At 41.9% G+C, this 16,781-nt stretch carries 18 protein-coding genes; 3 read left to right on the top strand and 15 right to left on the bottom strand.

Going from position 1 to position 16,781, the window contains the following annotated elements:
- From LPA49_RS10620 to LPA49_RS10565, 12 genes are all read right to left on the bottom strand, one after another.
- A partial coding sequence (locus LPA49_RS10620) for a transposase domain-containing protein (protein WP_230236502.1) occupies nucleotides 1-203 on the bottom strand: 203 nt, incomplete at its 3' end.
- A 130-nt stretch (nucleotides 204-333) separates the two neighbouring features.
- Nucleotides 334-1,122, bottom strand: coding sequence for a putative porin (locus LPA49_RS10615; RefSeq protein WP_065979343.1), 789 nt, complete (start codon nucleotides 1,120-1,122; stop codon nucleotides 334-336).
- A gap of 219 nt (nucleotides 1,123-1,341) precedes the next feature.
- A complete protein-coding gene (locus tag LPA49_RS10610; RefSeq protein WP_036969326.1) occupies nucleotides 1,342-1,716 on the bottom strand; it encodes a PH domain-containing protein in 375 nt (124 codons plus the stop codon).
- A 2-nt stretch (nucleotides 1,717-1,718) separates the two neighbouring features.
- Nucleotides 1,719-2,627 (bottom strand): ABC transporter ATP-binding protein, encoded by a 909-nt coding sequence (locus LPA49_RS10605; protein WP_036969328.1) that lies wholly within the window; start codon nucleotides 2,625-2,627, stop codon nucleotides 1,719-1,721.
- Nucleotides 2,624-3,442, bottom strand: a complete 819-nt coding sequence (locus tag LPA49_RS10600) for an ABC transporter permease (RefSeq protein WP_036969330.1) — start codon at nucleotides 3,440-3,442, stop codon at nucleotides 2,624-2,626. Before LPA49_RS10600 ends, LPA49_RS10605 begins: the two co-directional genes overlap by 4 nt.
- 112 nt (nucleotides 3,443-3,554) lie before the next feature.
- Entirely contained in the window at nucleotides 3,555-4,733 is a 1,179-nt protein-coding gene (locus LPA49_RS10595; protein WP_036969333.1) for a cystathionine beta-lyase, read from the bottom strand.
- Nucleotides 4,734-4,750: 17 nt separating this feature from the next.
- Complete coding sequence (gene nudC / locus LPA49_RS10590) at nucleotides 4,751-5,668, bottom strand: NAD(+) diphosphatase (RefSeq protein ID WP_230236500.1); 918 nt, start codon at nucleotides 5,666-5,668, stop codon at nucleotides 4,751-4,753.
- A 168-nt stretch (nucleotides 5,669-5,836) separates the two neighbouring features.
- Nucleotides 5,837-6,631, bottom strand: coding sequence for a glucosamine-6-phosphate deaminase (gene nagB / locus LPA49_RS10585; RefSeq protein ID WP_180311498.1), 795 nt, complete (start codon nucleotides 6,629-6,631; stop codon nucleotides 5,837-5,839).
- Nucleotides 6,632-6,846: 215 nt separating this feature from the next.
- A complete protein-coding gene (gene nagX / locus LPA49_RS10580) occupies nucleotides 6,847-7,977 on the bottom strand; it encodes a transmembrane glucosamine N-acetyltransferase NagX (RefSeq protein ID WP_230236498.1) in 1,131 nt (376 codons plus the stop codon).
- Nucleotides 7,978-8,041: 64 nt separating this feature from the next.
- Complete coding sequence (gene nagA / locus LPA49_RS10575) at nucleotides 8,042-9,154, bottom strand: N-acetylglucosamine-6-phosphate deacetylase (protein ID WP_196857694.1); 1,113 nt, start codon at nucleotides 9,152-9,154, stop codon at nucleotides 8,042-8,044.
- Nucleotides 9,154-10,068, bottom strand: coding sequence for an N-acetylglucosamine kinase (nagK, locus tag LPA49_RS10570; protein ID WP_196857693.1), 915 nt, complete (start codon nucleotides 10,066-10,068; stop codon nucleotides 9,154-9,156). The genes nagA and nagK overlap by 1 nt, the downstream gene beginning before the upstream one ends.
- A 373-nt stretch (nucleotides 10,069-10,441) precedes the next feature.
- Complete coding sequence (locus LPA49_RS10565; RefSeq protein WP_081759726.1) at nucleotides 10,442-10,936, bottom strand: NYN domain-containing protein; 495 nt, start codon at nucleotides 10,934-10,936, stop codon at nucleotides 10,442-10,444.
- A 156-nt stretch (nucleotides 10,937-11,092) separates the two neighbouring features.
- Between LPA49_RS10565 and LPA49_RS10560 the strand changes: the two genes are divergently transcribed.
- Together LPA49_RS10560 and LPA49_RS10555 are read left to right on the top strand one after the other, a co-directional pair.
- The gene (locus LPA49_RS10560; protein ID WP_074989714.1) at nucleotides 11,093-11,710 is read left to right on the top strand and encodes a hypothetical protein; all 618 of its coding nucleotides are present in this window, start codon (nucleotides 11,093-11,095) and stop codon (nucleotides 11,708-11,710) included.
- Nucleotides 11,707-12,453 carry a DUF3307 domain-containing protein gene (locus LPA49_RS10555; RefSeq protein WP_230236496.1) on the top strand — a complete coding sequence of 249 codons (747 nt, stop codon included), beginning with the start codon at nucleotides 11,707-11,709 and terminating at the stop codon, nucleotides 12,451-12,453. Before LPA49_RS10560 ends, LPA49_RS10555 begins: the two co-directional genes overlap by 4 nt.
- 62 nt (nucleotides 12,454-12,515) lie before the next feature.
- Here the strand turns inward: LPA49_RS10555 and LPA49_RS10550 are convergent, their stop codons facing one another.
- Both LPA49_RS10550 and LPA49_RS10545 read right to left on the bottom strand, forming a co-directional pair.
- Nucleotides 12,516-13,922, bottom strand: a complete 1,407-nt coding sequence (locus tag LPA49_RS10550; protein WP_065979349.1) for a DEAD/DEAH box helicase — start codon at nucleotides 13,920-13,922, stop codon at nucleotides 12,516-12,518.
- Nucleotides 13,923-14,083: 161 nt separating this feature from the next.
- Nucleotides 14,084-14,926, bottom strand: coding sequence for an isopenicillin N synthase family oxygenase (locus LPA49_RS10545; protein WP_036969353.1), 843 nt, complete (start codon nucleotides 14,924-14,926; stop codon nucleotides 14,084-14,086).
- A 236-nt stretch (nucleotides 14,927-15,162) separates the two neighbouring features.
- Between LPA49_RS10545 and LPA49_RS10540 the strand changes: the two genes are divergently transcribed.
- Nucleotides 15,163-16,050: an MBL fold metallo-hydrolase gene (locus tag LPA49_RS10540; protein ID WP_199524995.1), complete on the top strand. Its 888-nt coding sequence runs from the start codon at nucleotides 15,163-15,165 to the stop codon at nucleotides 16,048-16,050.
- Nucleotides 16,051-16,067: 17 nt separating this feature from the next.
- Here LPA49_RS10540 and LPA49_RS10535 read toward each other — a convergent pair whose 3' ends face one another.
- Complete coding sequence (locus LPA49_RS10535) at nucleotides 16,068-16,781, bottom strand: alpha/beta hydrolase (protein WP_199525003.1); 714 nt, start codon at nucleotides 16,779-16,781, stop codon at nucleotides 16,068-16,070.

Genomic DNA, 16,781 nt, shown 5'->3' with positions numbered 1-16,781 from the left:
GTTTCGTTTCGGAATAAACTCATTCCAATTACAGACCACATAATAGCTTCTAGCGGTAACCGCCTTCTGCGAACAGTGGCAACTCCCGCATGTTCAAATGCTTGTTCAAGAATATCAGGGTCAAGAACCTGCTTAAGTTTGTCGAGTGTATGTACATCATCTAAAAAGGAGGACATATCATCGAAGTGTTGAATTAGAGACATAAAAAAATCCGATACTATTTCTAATATCGGATTGTGAAGCTATGAAAAGATCAGTCAAGTGATCATAAAAATATGCTTAACTGATCTGCATTACGCATATGCGGGCTTTTTCATATCATCAAATAAATGATTAGAACTGCAGGCTAACGTTTGCGAAGTATGCATCGTAATCTGAGTCATCCCAGTTGTTTGCATAACCCACTTTTAAGCCCACATTTTTGTTGAAATAATGTTGAGCACCAAAGCTGTAATCATCTTCTTTGTTAAATGTAACAAATGCCGATGTTGCTTTTGAGAAATAGTAGTTAGAACCTAACTCCCATGAACTACCTGCATTATCAGTATCAGAGATAGTCCCTTCAACCGTTAAGTAATTACCTTGTTTAAGGTCCATGAAGTACTTCGCATTCACTGCGCGATAATCAAAGTCATCATCCGCTGTTAATGTGAAGCCCACGTAATCTGTGCTGTTTAGCTGGTGATTGTACTTAAGATCAAACATCACCGAATTTTCACCGTCTTCAACGTCGATGAATGTCGCTTTTAACAGTAGGTTCGGATTAAAGAAATAACCCGCAGATACGTTAAATACATCTGTGCTCGAACCATAGTCATAATTGTTATAGCCCGCACCAAATACGAAATCTTTTACAAAGTACTCACCGCCAAGACCCGTCACATCACCAAAGTCATCATCAGCATACGAACCATACACATTGGTTGTTTTGTTGATGTATTCAAATTGATCATACGGACCTAATGTCGTCTTTGGAGCAAAGTAGTAAATTGAATCAACACTCACAGTGTCGTTGCCATCGGTGTCCATATACCCTAAATGGCTAATTGATTGATAACTATCCGCAGCAGTCGCGGCAGTTGACAGAAGCATACTTGAAATAATAACTGCTAACTTTTTCATAAACAGATTTCCCTATTAACATTGTTTTATTGCTATTAAAAACTAGCCTGTTGGCTAATGTGGGCACATGCTAACGTGAGAAAACTGAACAACAACTTAACTAAGCGTTTGTTTTTACTATACTAATTGTAATAAAGTGTCGGTAAATGTAAAGAAAAAGTTGGCTTAAACGGATGTTCAAAGCCCCTTTTTCTAGAAAAGAACAAGCAGTTCAGTACCTTATATAGAGAATTGGCTTATAATTTTATAAACTTCATTAATGTTATCTCCGGCTTTAAAGTCTTTAGTGATTGGTGTTGGATCTGACCCAACCCAAATTTTCAACTCCGCATCTAAATCAAAATGACCGGCACTTTCCTTACTAAACTTGGTGATTTTTGAATAAGCAATACTCAAAATTTCCATTTTAGAACCAGTAACACCTTGTTTATCAATAAGGATTAGTCTTTTATTGGTAAAGATAAACATATCGCGTACAACCTTGTAGGCTTTTTGTACGCTTTCTCCTTCAATTAATGTATTGGCAATTAAATGCTCTAAGTCACTGTTATCGACTTCGCTTGCATTCCCCATTAACCCACTTAATAGACCCATGATTAGCTCTCCTTATTAAATATTTGATTTTCAAGTGTATGACCATTAACCAATTGGCGATAGTGCCAACCTTGTTGATAACAAAAATGAAGAAGATTGATATCAAATGGGTCAGCGCCTTTTTCAAACTCTATAACATATTCTTTTGATTGACTCATATAGACATGGTTGACCTCTGGCAAACTTGATAGTTTGGTCTCTACCCCGCCGTATAATTGACTCAGTTGCAAAGTGATATAATGTTTGTTGTCCTGACTTGTTGAACGAGCTTGATGCTCGCTTAACACACCTTGGTCTAAATGCAGCACTTGAGAGCATAAACGCTCGAGTTCAGTTAAATCATGCGAGCTCAAAATAAAAGTCGCTTCATTGCTAAGTGTACTGACAAGCTCGCGCACTTCACGCGCATGAATCGGATCAAGGCCAGCGGTTGCTTCATCTAGCATCACGATTTCAGGTGTGCCTATTAATGCTTGCGCAATTGTGACGCGCTTGCGCATACCATGCGATAAATCATCAGGGCGCTGTTTAGCTACCTCAGCCAAACCAACCAGCTCAAGTACGCGTGCGGTTTCTTTGTTGCGTACCGCATTGCTTAAGCCTTGTAATTGACCATAAAAATTAAGTTGATGGGCAATGCTAAAGCGCGGGTCCAGTTGAGCATCTTGTGGTAATGCAGTGAGCTTACCAAACAAGGCCGCACTGCCCGGTTTATGGCCCATTACCGATAAACTTCCTGCGCTAGGTAAAATGTAACCACAGAGCAAACTAAATAGCGTTGTTTTACCGGCTCCATTTGGCCCAACCAATGCCACTGGTGCCCCTTTACTAATTTCGAAACTGACATTATCGAGCGCGCGTTTGCTGCCATAATTTTTCGATAGACCTTCGCCACGAATTAATACGGTCATAATGAACTCCTTGCAAAAATACGCTCAGCCACAACTAACAAAACAGCTGTCTGCAGCAAAGGTAAACCGACACCTAACATCAGCCCTGCCCTTTGCCCTGCCATAAGGTCAATTTGATAACCTGGAAACAGATAATTTAACACCTCAAAAATAGGCCATTGCCAGCTTAAAAGACCAATAATAATGTTCCCTGCTGCAAAAAATAAAATAGCCAAAACAAAGGATAATCGCGCAGAACGTGCAAACGTATTTAAAAAACTCATTAACGCGATAAATGGCATAACGGTGATCACTAAATGCAGTAATAAAACAACACTGCGGCTAAGCCCAGATACAAATAAGCTCGGCTCTCGGTACGCTAACATCGAAACAGTGGCCATTAAGGTCACAAATAAAAGTACGGTGAGTATTAATAACTGCCCTAAAAAGCGACCTATAATTATTTCGCTACGCGTCGCTCTCAAGGATAAAAAGCGCAGTGTGCCGCGTTGTTTATCTCCCACGGTTTGGTCACTGCATAAAAATAAACAAAAACCAGGAAAACTAAACAAAGCAATAAGCCAATACACCGCAAGCTCTGATTCTGGCCAATCGAGAAGTTTACTAATTCCGATAGCACCAAACATTTGCCTCGCAAAATCGGCAAAATCTGGCGAACTTATTAAACTAACAGATTGCGCTATGGGGTAGCGTAAAATTAATAACCAACAAATGGCAAATGCGGCAACGGCTAGTAACCCTCTTTTGGTTAAAAAGAGTCTTACAAGCTCAAATTGTGCAATTTGCGCAAGGCGTTTAGGATGTAACTGCGTCACTCATAATCCTTAATGAATTTTAATATTTAATTTACACTAAGGTGAAACAGCTTGAATTACCAGAAAAAAAGAGCCGATAAACGGCTCTTATGTAACAAAGTATATTTTTAAGTTAGAGGTGCTGCTCATAAATGGCGAGTGCTTGATCTAAATCGGCTAGCAAATCAGCCACATCTTCTAGGCCTATATGTAAACGTATCACAGGGCCTTGCGTCCAACCAGTTTCAGAACGCAGTCCTTTCATGGTTAAATTTGCCGTGACGAGGCTTTCATATCCTCCCCATGAAAAGCCCATTTTAAAATGCTGTAAGCTATCTAGAAATGCATCAATGGCTTGCTGATTACCTGCTTTCATTACAAATGAAAACAAGCCATTACTGCCATCAAAGTCACGCTTAAAGAATTCATGCCCTGGGCATGTTTCGAATGCAGGATGGCGTACATGATCAACCAATGGGTGGGTTTCAAGCCATGTTGCAACGTCAATTGCAGCTTGCTCATGTTGTTTTAATCTCACAGCCATCGTACGAAGGCCGCGCAATGCTAAATACGCATCATCTGCTGAGGTACATTGACCCAATAAATATGAGTTTTCTCTTAATGTTGGCCAATATTTTTTGTTTGAAACCGCCACACCCATCATTACATCGGAGTGACCAACAATGTACTTTGTTGCAGCTTGAATACTGATATCAACACCGTGCTCAAGTGGGCGATAATGCAATCCGTTCCCCCACGTATTATCGAGCATGGTCATCACACCACGTTCGTTTGCTTTAGCAACCATCGCTGGCACATCTTGAATTTCCATGGTGATTGAGCCCGGCGATTCTAAAAATAGCACGCGGGTGTTGTCTTTTATAAGCGCACTAATGCCCGCGCCAATGCCTGGCGGGTAGTAAGTGGTTTCTATGCCCAAGCCCGCCAGTATTTTATCGCAAAAGTCGCGTGTCGGCTCATAAGCCGTGTCGACCATTAAAATATGATCACCCGTTTTTACAAACGACAATAAAGCGTTACTAATAGCCGCAGCACCTGATGGATAAAGCGCACAGCCTTCGCCACCTTCAAGTTCAGCGATGGCTTCTTGTAATGCAAAGTGTGTTGTTGTTCCTCGTCTGCCATAAAACAGTGTTTTATCACCCCGTTTTTTTGCTGCTTCTTTTAACTCTGCAACTGAGTCGAATACCACCGTTGACGCACGTTGCACTACCGGGTTAACAACGCCTTGTGTATAGGCTTTCTTACGCCCTGCAGAGACGAGTTGGGTATTTCTATTTATCTTTTTCATTTGTTTTCCAATCTGCTTTACAGGTTGCGCCAGTGCTCAACCAAAAATCGTGAAATAGAATCTTGTCGCGTTAGCTTAAGGTGATTGCCTTGTTCATGCCATTGCCCAAATTCATTAAGTTCTGCACGACTAAACCATCTCGCATCGTCTAATTCATCTTTATCAACTAAGATATCTTCTGACACGGCGGTTGCCATAAAACCAAACATTATAGAGGAAGGAAATGGCCACGGTTGAGAGGCAATGTATTGAATGTCTGTCACCTCAATCCCCGCTTCTTCCATTACTTCGCGTGCAACGGCTTGTTCTAACGTTTCGCCAGGATCAACAAATCCAGCAAGCGTTGAATAAACCCCTTCGGGCCAACTGGCTTGGCGACCTAGTAAACAGCGCTCAACGCCATCAGCAAAGGTTTTTGTTACAATCATAATAACGGCAGGATCAGTGCGCGGGAATGTTTGATGTTGGCAGGTTTGATTTTCACATAAGCGTGAATGACCCGCTTCAACCATGTTATTTTCATGACCACATCGACCACAAAAACGATGCGTTGCATGCCAAAAGCATAAACCTCTGGCAAGGGCTGCAATAGAGCCTTGTTTAAGTTCAACTTGAGGGCCTAACTTGCGAATATCAACAAATTCAGCACCATCAAGTACGGGAGCTATTACCGATTCTGGAACGTCACTTACATCCAATGCAAAATGAGCAATGTCCTGCTCATCAAGGCCAAGCAAAATGCCTTTTGATAAGTCTAAATGATCCACTTGCGATAACCGTAAATAACATACTTGCGGCGTATCTTTTACGAATAAACTTTGATTTTTATTAACCAATAACCAGCGGCTTTGCGAATTTATTTGTGCCTTTAGCCACTTAGGATCTTTGCGACAATTTGATGCACGGTCCAATGGCATTTGAGAGTAATTCAGCATGACGTTCCTTTGAAATAATTTACATCTTCTACTCTAACCATTTAAAGAAACTACGTTTTAGTATCCTAAAAAGGTTCGTCTACGAAATTACCATAAGCTGATGATAAACCCAATTTATAACGGGCATAAAAAAAGCCCAAATGGGCTTTTTTATGCTCTCTCACAATTTTACAAGCTCGCTAGGTGTGCCTGTAATTTTTGGTTTTCAGCCTCTATGTGCTGATAAAACGCCAAATCTTCTAATTTACTTGCGGCAGCTTTATCGATAATAATCACTGCATCTTTGTGTAGCTGCAATGCTGATGCTGGGCATTTCGCCATTAATGGGCCTTCAACCATCGCATGTACAGCATCGGCTTTACTTTCACCTGTTGCTAGCAGCACCACTTTTTTAGCATCGAGAATGGTGCCAATCCCCATCGTAATTGATAAATGAGGCTGGTATTCGCCCTCAGCAAAAAAACGCGCGTTATCATCTATCGTTGCTTTAGTCAGTGTTTTAACACGTGTGCGTGATGCAAGCCCTGACGACGGCTCATTAAAGCCAATGTGACCGTTACGACCAATGCCCAGTAATTGCACATCGATGCCGCCCGCATCGACAATTTTTTGCTCGTAGTCTTTACACGCAACCAAAGGATTCTCTGCATCCCCTGGCGGCACATGCGTATTGGCTTTATCGATATCAATATGATTAAACAGCTGCTCATTCATAAAGTATCGGTAACTTTGTGGATGCTCACCTGTTAAACCTAAGTATTCATCTAAATTAAATGTTGTCGCTTGGCTAAAGGAAATATCACCCGCTTTATTTTTAGTAATGAGTTCTTGATATAACGCAACAGGTGTTGAACCTGTTGCGAGACCAAGTACTGACGCTGGCTTTTTTAATAATTGTTTTGCAAAGATGTCAGCACCATAGGCTGCGACTTGTGCGGCATCATCAAGAATCACTATTTGCATATCGATTAGCTCTAATTTTAAGTTGGAAAAAAATGGGATCTAAAACCCAACCACACGTGCAATCTAATTGGGTTTTAGATCAAGCCACTGCCAGGATACGGTACAGTGACTACAACCATTATGACAACGCTGTCATTATCACTTTTAGATTTAAGTTTGTAAAGTAAAAGTGAATAAAAAAATAACTGTTTTCGACAAAAAATGGGGCTATTTTGTCATACACTCACAAAAATTTTGCGGCGGTACATCCAATGTAACACCAGCATTTGAACGGCCAGTAATGCAATAACACTCATTAAAGGCTGCCATATTTCTGGTGTTGAGCGGATCACTCCACCAAACACACTTTGGCTTACATAACCCCAATTCACCAAACTTGATGCCAAATAAATAATAATTGAATTAGCACCAATGATCACAAATGGATACGCTGCTCGCTGGCCTGGCAGAATATCCACCAGCACGTAAAACACAGCAAGTAACATCGCACTCCAGCCAACAGTGACCAATACAAACGAACTCGTCCATAATTCTTTATTTACCGGAAAATGTAAGTCCCATAACCAGCCTAAACACACACAGATAACCCCTGAGGCAAACAGTATCACCGACATTTTCCATTCACCCATTTGCTGAGCTCGGGCAATAAGTTGGCCTGCAAACACACCGATTAAAGCATTAACAATCGCTGGAACATTCGACAGCACGCCTTCTGGGTCAACGACACGGTTTTGATAGCTAATGCCTGGTAATAAATGTGCATCAAACCATGCATTCCAACTCCCCGCTGCAGATAAGTCCCCTGCACTGCCACCGGGTACTGGCACAAAGCACAAAAGGACCCAATAACCGACTAAAATAGACAATGCCGTGATAACTTGAGTACGCAGACTCGTGTGCCACACTAGCATGGCACAAAAAAACCACGCGATCGCAATGCGACCAAGTACACTGGCATAACGGATTTCATCAAGCGCCACAGGCATGCCTGTGCCCCAACCATGATTATACAAAATCCCTAATAGGCACAATAATAACAAACGTTTAGCTGCCTTACGGTAATACACTTTACGCTCATCCCAACTTAAGTGGTCAATGCGCTTCGGTGCAAGCCCCATAGCAACGCCTGATAAGAAAATAAATAACGGGAAAATTAAGTCATAAAAAGTAAAGCCATGCCAGGCACTGTGCACAGTATGTGCTTCAAATACTTTCCAGCCAGTCCAGCCTGTTAACACAAATAGCGCTGCGAATATCGACTGACCACCTAATATCCAAAACATGTCCATGCCACGAAGCGCATCTAATGAGGCTAAACGTTTTTTTGTAGGGTGTGTTGTTGTCATGTTATTACCTCGAATACAAAAAGCCCCGCGATACAACGGCGGGGGTTTTTACCAGGGAAGTTAATTACAGCGCTTTACCAGCAATAAAAGTAGCTGTCACACATTGATGCTCATCAAGTACGACAAAATCGGCATCATAGCCTTCTAGTAAGCGGCCTTTTTTCTTTAAACCGAGGTACTGTGCAGGATACAGTGACGCCATGCGTAATGTTTCCGCTAAACTAACATCTAAGGTATTCACGGTGTTTCGCACCGCGCTTGCCATGTCTAATACACTGCCCGCCAACTCGCCCGTCGTTGAATTTAAACGATCACCTGTTCGAATTACTTTTCGACCATCAAAAAAATCAAATTCCATATCATTTGTACCCACAGGTGGCATCGCGTCTGTGACTAACATGATTTTCCCACGTTGCTTAGTACGAATTGCCAACTTGGCTGATGATGGGTGTACATGGTGACCATCAACAATCAATCCGCACCAGCTGTTATCATCCCAAAGCGCGGCACCAACAACACCAGGCTCTCGAGAAGTGAACGCTGACATAGCATTAAATAAGTGTGTAAACCCATCGGCTCCCGCTGCAAGTGCTGCATTCGTTGTCGCAAAATCAGCATTCGTGTGACCAATAGATACTTTTACACCACACTCGATTAAACGAGCAATGTCGTTGGTACTGACACTTTCAGGTGCCAAGGTCACCATTTTTATACCCAAGTCTTGACGTGCATAAATCGCAAATTCTTGTTCTGTTATTGGTCGAATGAATTGCTCACTGTGCGTGCCTTTTTTAGGGAATGATAAATGTGGGCCTTCAAAGTGTATTCCTAGTACCCCAGGTACCCCCTCAGCAAGTGCTTTGGCTGTTGCATCAGCCGCCATCGCCATTACTTCGACTTTATCGGTGATCAAGGTGGGCATCAGTGCCGTAGTGCCAAATTGACCATGTGCTTTCGCTATTCGGTCTAAGCATTCTGTTGTTTGCTCAGCATTAAAGAAGGCACCGCCTCCTCCATTCACTTGTACATCAATGAAACCCGGAGCGACTAAGCCATCTAATTCAATCGCATTATCAACAGCATCAACAAATGTCATCACCCCATTTGCAACACTAAAAAAAACATTTTCTAAAAACTCGTCACCGGTAAACAATGACGTAGCATGATAAGTAGCCATTACAGAGCAACCTCTTGATTTTGTTCGAGCACTGATTGTTGTGCGAAATACACAGCGCCCATTTCTGGTGGCTGAATAGGCGCTTCTACGCGTTTTGCTATCTCGGTATCAAGCCATTTATTAAGGGGCTCTGCTAGGCCACCAATCATCGATAATCGAGGAGGCTTATTTTCAAGTAAACGGTGCGCTAATTTACTCACATAATCAGCACCATCTTGAACGATAGCAGTGGCAACCGCATCGCCATTATTAGCAGCGTCAAACACATAGCGCGCTAGTTTTGCATAACTACTTGAAGGCTGTCCCGACATTTGCTCAACAATACCCATCGCATTTTCAGCAGAAAAATGTTCAGTAATCACTCTCGTTAAGCTCGTTGAAGGCCCTAAGCCATCTAAATTAAGTAATGATGCTTTAATTGCTTCTAAGCCCATCCATGCGCCACTTCCTTTGTCACCTAACGCAAAACCGTGGCCACCAAAGTTAGTCGTGCGACCATTTACGCATGAAAAACCACATGAGCCCGTGCCTGTGATAATAACAGCGCCATCACTGCCCTCATGTGCCCCTATACACGCGGTGTGTAAGTCGGTCGTTAAGAACATTTGTTTGAATGGATGATCCCATTCCATAATTTTATCGTAAAGGCTCGGAAGATTTACACCCGCTAATCCTAAGCCAGCATAAAGTTGATGAACCGTTTCAAGGGGTAATCCCGCGTCTCGAAGCGCTAGCTGTGTGGAAACCATGATTGATTCAAGTGTGCGTTCCAAACCATGTAATGGATTCGCTGGACCACCCAGGCCGGTTCCTAATACACCCTGTTTAACAGAGTAGATAGTTGCTCGACATTTCGTTCCGCCACCATCAATACCAATAAACAACTGGTCCTCACTCACACTCTTCGCCATCATTTAACGACCCCTAACCTTCGTTTAGTTTTTGTCTCAATCGCACTTTTTTTCTTATCTGAATGCGAAATCATCTCGACCCATGTTGATTTAATGTTACACAACAAATGACAGCGTTGTCATTATATTTTTTATAAAAATTAGCATTAGTTTCATATTTATTCATAATCCACTGAATTAAATAGCTTTATTTAAAGGTAAGAAATTTTAATTCTCCACCAAGGATGGCTGATAACGCTTTCATTCACACCTTTTTTGGCATAAATCTGGTTTTGACAAACCACGTTTCCTTTATTTGTAATCAGTGTAACTCATGTTAGCTTAGCTGAAATAATACTTTATTTAAATATTTTATTTATTATGGAATAATTTTTCTTCACTTACCGAGCAACAAAGAATCATCAATACAATGAAACTCAGCAGCAGCGTGTTTAAGCACATCGGCAGTAAGGTATTCAGCGCCATACACATCGCAAGGAATGTGGTAGTTGTGTGCTAGGTGGCCAAGCAATAAGGCAAAGTCACCATCGCCGGAGAGCAAAATCATTTTATCGAGTTGTTTTGCATGCTCAAGCATATCAATGGTGATACCAACATCCCAATCCCCTTTTGCGCTCCCATCGCGGCGTTGAATAAAAGGTTTAAGTTTTACCTCAAAGCCAATCGCACGAAGAATATTTTGAAACTGAGACTGTTTCTCATCACCGCGATAAATTGCATACGCAATCGCGCAATCAATCTGATACCGTTCGCTCATTTTCGCCCAGAAGGCATTGTAATCAAAATTCTTTTTATAGCTCTCTCTGCAGGTATAATAAATATTCTGCACATCAACAAAAATGCCGACTTTTGGCTTATCAACTGCTTGCATACTGATTCTATTCTTAGTGGTTTGATCACACTGTAGCATATCTTGGTTGAAATTTACGAAAGAGTAACCTAAATTGGTTACATAAAACAAAGTAACCGAATTTGGTTACTTATCGCGATGTAACCGAATTAAGTTACTTTAAAAAGGAAATCCATAATGATAGCGGTGATCAGTGGTGATTTAATTAAATCACAAAAAATCCCCCAGCAAGAATACGACGCGATGCTGTATCAGCTTGATCAGAGTCTACGCTTTATTGCTAATCGGTTCGACGCTGACTATACCATTTACCGCGGCGATGCTATGCAACTGCATCTAGCGACGCCTGATACAGTATGTTGTGCGGCGATACTTTTATATTTGCAAATGAAAGCCGCTAATTATGAGCTCAGACAAAGCCTGGCCATTGGAAAGGTTGATAATCCACGGGCTGATATAAAAACAGCCACAGGCAGTGCCTATACTCTATCTGGGCGGGGGTTAGATAATATGGGCCATCAACGACTCATTTTACAAATAGACAATCAGCCCCTTGACGAGGGTTTTTTACTCAATATTGAACTAATTGAAGTATTACTTGAAAAAATGAGTCAAAAACAAGCAAATGCGTTATTTTATTATTTAACAGCAGAACACAACAATCATGCCGAACTTGCTAAAGAACTCGCAACAAGCCGAGCCAATGTCACAAAACTTTTAAATTTAGCTCACTACCAATTAATTGAACGTTTTATGCAGTACAGCCAAACCACACTCAAAGGAATGACAACATGAGTTTTTCATTACTTATCGTAAGCTTAATTTTAGCGCATTTAATTGCCGACTTTTACTGGCAACCCATGAGCTGGGTGCATGACAGAAATACACGCCACTTTCGTGCCAGTAAACTTTACTTACACGTGCTCACCCACGGTGTTAGCTCATTTTTGGTGCTATTACTTTGGGAGTTTAATTATGGTTGGCAAGCGCTTTCAAGCGTCGTTATCGCCACGGCAGTAATTATGGTTACACACTATGTAATCGACCTTGCTAAATCTTACTCAAGTAAAGGCGTGGTTCCTTTTATTGTCGACCAACTTGCACATTTAGTTGTCTTGTTGTTACTGGCTATATGGTTAAGCGACAACGATGAATTTTTTACACATAGCTGGGAATGGTTGATACAACCGGCGACATTATGGGTGCTGTGTGGCTATTTATTGGTTTTAAATCCAACAGCGGTGTTTATTCGCATGATGTTAGAGCGCATCACATCTGGCTTTAGCGCCACTGGCAGTTTACCAGCCGCAGGACAAAGTATTGGCATGCTTGAGCGCGTATTAATGCTAACATTTATCTTACTGGACCAATTTGCAGGCGTTGGCTTTTTACTTGCAGCAAAATCCGTATTCCGCTTTGGTGATTTAAGTGCCAGTAAAGATAAAAAACTGACTGAATACGTTATCCTCGGTACCTTACTCAGTGTCAGCATGACTTTATTCATTGGCTTAGCGGTTAATTACCTCAAAGCAGTGTGACTTTGCAGACCCATAAAAAAACGCGCCAAAATAGGCGCGCTTTTTATTAATCAACCGATAAATTAGCTGTTATTTGAGCCACCGTTTTTAGGGCGACGTTTGCGTTGAGCATTCCCCCCTACAGACTGACGCTTAGCCCATGGGCTTTGTGTTTGCTCGTCACTTCCTTTAGTGGCATTAGATTTTTTTCCCGAACCACCACGGCGTGGACCTATGCCACTGCCATTGCTATTTGGTTTTTTACTATCCGACTTCGGCTTAGAAAACGGCTGTTTGGCTTTTTTCGGCTTTTTAGGTTTAATTGGGCGTGCATCAAGCTCTCTTTCAGGCACGGGATTGCTTGGTTCAAACCCCGCTTCAGTCGCGCGCGGGATCAATTCACCAATAAAACGTTCAATACCGTATAGATCAATGGCATCCTCGGCTGTCACAAACGAAATAGCATGCCCAGAAGCACCTGCACGACCAGTTCGACCAATACGGTGTACATAATCTTCGTACACATTCGGCAAGTCGTAATTGATAACGTGTGGCAGCTCAACAATATCAAGCCCTCGGGCTACGATATCTGTGGCAACTAATACACGTACTTCGCCATTTTTAAAACCTTCAAGCGCTTTAACACGCGCACCTTGCGATTTATTACCATGAATAGCCGCGCCCACAATGTCATCACGCTCTAACTGTTTAACCAAACGGTTAGCACCGTGTTTGGTACGGCTAAAAACTAATACCTGTTGCCAATTGTTGGTACGAATCAAATGGCTCAATAGGGCTGTTTTTCTTGACTTATCAACCGCGTAAACCGATTGTGACACGGTTTTTGCGGTGGTGTTTTTAGCTGCTACAGAAATCTCGACTGGGTCGTTAATAAGTCCCTTTGCTAAGGCACGTATTTCATCAGAGAACGTCGCTGAAAACATCAAATTTTGACGCTGAGTAGGTAACTTCGCAATGATACGTTTAATATCGTGAATAAAGCCCATATCAAGCATACGGTCGGCTTCATCAAGCACTAACACTTCTAAGGTATCAAACTGGAGCGCATTCTGATTATGTAAATCCAGTAAGCGTCCCGGTGTTGCAACTAAAATATCAACACCTTTACGAAGGCGCATCATTTGCGGGTTAATTTTAACGCCACCATACACCACAAACGAACTAATATTAGAATGCTTAGCATATTCCTCTACGTTTTCGCTCACTTGTAATGCAAGCTCACGTGTAGGTGCAAGCACAAGCGCGCGCACGCGATTTCCACTTGCCTTTTTGCCTTTGGCTAAACGCTCGATTAACGGTAAAGTAAAACCTGCTGTTTTGCCTGTACCGGTTTGCGCCGCGGCCATCACGTCTCTACCCGCTATAATCGCAGGGATCGCTTGTGTTTGAATAGGCGTAGGTGTTTCATAGCCTTTTTCTAAAACTGCATTAACTAAAGACTGTGATAATCCTAAGCCATCAAAACTCATAGTGTCTCTCAAATTCAAAAAGTCAGCTGAATTGCCGAAGTGCGCGCATTATACCTATGATAGCCAATAATGCATGGAATTATTTTATAACGGCGATTTATTGGTATGTGTATTAAAGACGAAAAAAGCGGCCTGAGCCGCTTCTTTCTAGTCGTTTGCTTTTACTTAACGCCTAGCTCACGTAAACGTTCTTGTAAATAACTATCGGCAGTATAGCGCTCAGACAGTACAACATCTGGACGCGGGTGAAGGAATAACGGTAACGAAATGCGTGATTTCGTTGACGCTTTACCCGTTGGGTTGATCACACGGTGAATAGTCGATGGGAAGTAACCACCCGACGCTTCTTGTAACATGTCACCAATATTGATGATCAGGTTACCAAAATCACACGGAACATCTAACCAACCGCCATCTGTTGTTTGTACTTGCAAACCTGGTTCGTTCGCTGCTGGTAAAACCGTTAATAAGTTAATATCGCCATGTGCAGCGGCGCGAATCGCACCCGGCTCTTCATCACCCGTCATGGGGGGGTAATGTAAAATACGTAGAAGTGTTTGCTCAGAGTCTGCAATCATATCTTTAAGATCGATAGAAAACTTAGCACGCACGTCTTCTGGTGCTTCAGCTTGAACCCAGCTTAAAAGTGTGGCTGCAAACTCATTGGCTAAGCGATAGTACTCACGAATTTCTTCTTCTAATTGTGCGGGCACTCGGCCTTTAGGATAAACGTGGTAGTACTCTTTAATATCTTTTACGGTAAAGCCTTTTGCAACTTCAGACACAGACGGCGGGAAATAACCATCTTGTGTTTCTTTTGAGAATAAAAACGCATGCTTTTGCTCAGAATTAAAGAATTCTTGCCAATTTTTATAGATTGATTCAACTAATGACTGAGGAATTGGGTGATTTTTTAATACACCGAAACCTGTGTTTCTTAGTGACTCAACAAATTGAGCGGCCGCATCGCTCGCTTTATAATCAACGGTAGGTAAATGTTGCATTGTCTTTTCCAGTGAATAAGGTTCTAGAAGTCTGTGCTAAGCATAGCATTTCTTCATTATAGCGCTTCGCGAGGATAGAGAAACGCAGTTAAAAATATAAGGACTTATGTCCTCCCCTACAGGCTGAGTTCCTGAAATTTGACACAGATCAACTAAACTTTATCGACTATAATACACACGCTAGAACGCACTTTAATGTGCTTATTTAGATACGTTTCAACGTAAAAGGATTGTTTATGTTCGCCAGGCTTCACCTTGTACTTTTCAGCTTACTAATGCTACTCGGTCAATATACCTTTGCAGTAGAACAGACAAGCTATAAGGTTGAAAATATTAAAGACAATATATACCGCTTTAGTGCCGGCCATTACCACAGCGCCTTTATGATCGTTGATAAGGTTGCATTAGTGACTGACCCACTCAATAGTGATGCCGCACAATATTTAAAAAGTTATATAAAGAAAACGTTTAACGCCGACATTAAATACATGGTGTACAGCCATAGCCATGTTGACCATGCCATGGGCGGTAATGAACTCATTGATAAAAACACCACCGTCGTTTCTCATAAGTTTGCCGCTGACGACCTAAGATTGAATAAAGTGCCGACAGCCCTGCCTGATCTGACATTTAGCGATACATTAACGTTGAACCTAGGTGAGAGTTACGTTGTGCTCAATTACTACGGGCCAAATAATGGCCGAGGTAATGTCAGTATGCGTTTTATGCCAGCTAATGTACTTTACGTTGTTGATTGGATTGTACTTGGCCGCATGCCTTATAAAAACCTCATAGGGTACGATATTAACGGAATGCTCTCTTCCACAAAGGCCATTCTTAATGAGCCACCTTTTGCTGTGTTTATAGGTGGGCACGCTGATACTGGCAACCGCGATGATGTGGTGTCTTACTTACACTATATTGAAGACTTACATGCAGCCGTTCGCGATGGCATGTTAGCAGGCAAAAAACTCTCAACCTTACAAAAAGAAATTACTTTAGAGAAATACAGCCATTTAAAAATGTATCAACAATGGCTGCCACTAAATATAGAAAGTGTGTATAACAACCTCGTTGAGATGGGCTATTTTAATTTCCGCAGCGATATTGATGCCCAGTTTTAACTGAATATCAAAAATAATTAATAGCGTGATAAAAACGCATCGAGCTCTTTGCGCATACGCTCGACCAGTACTTTTGGACCACCATCATACATATCATTATGGCGAGAACCTGCCATTGTTACTTGTGTAACAGGGTATAAAGCCAACTCTTGCTGTGTGAGCAATACGTTGTCATCTGCAGGGTAGTCACTGCCGCGTAGCGTAAGCACAGCAATGTTTTTATTACGTGGTATCAGCATACGACGATGATCAAGGGTGATCACTTTACTCACTTTCGCTGGGTAAATAGCGGCATACAAGGCTGCAATATCGCCGCCATTTGAATGCCCAAACAAGGTTAACTGGTTAAAATCATACGCAGGATAACGCCCTTTAAGTTCATTCACTAAAAACACCAGCGTTTCTACACCGCGATGCCAATTTTCCATCCGCGTCGTCATGTAAGGCGGCTCAGGATTTAAACTTGGGTCACCGTTTAATTCATGCGCAACTTCAACCGTTAAATAACCATGCTGATGAAAAACCTGCTGCGCAAATTGATAATCTGTATGCGCCATACCGTAACCTGCGCCAATAAAAACAACGGGGCACTTTTTCTGCGCGGTGCATTTACTATCGGTAGGCGTTATCGTCACTGGAATATGGCGCGATCGTTGGGTATCAAACAAAACCTCAGTTTCAGTAGCAATGGCTCGCTGTCCAAAAAGCGTAAACGCTAATAACAAAGTTAT

The sequence above is a fragment of the Pseudoalteromonas sp. MB41 genome, from assembly GCF_020966275.1.
GTDB classification, from domain to species: domain Bacteria; phylum Pseudomonadota; class Gammaproteobacteria; order Enterobacterales; family Alteromonadaceae; genus Pseudoalteromonas; species Pseudoalteromonas lipolytica.
Note: the sequence above shows the minus strand (reverse complement) of the source record. Positions and strands in the feature narration are given on the sequence as shown.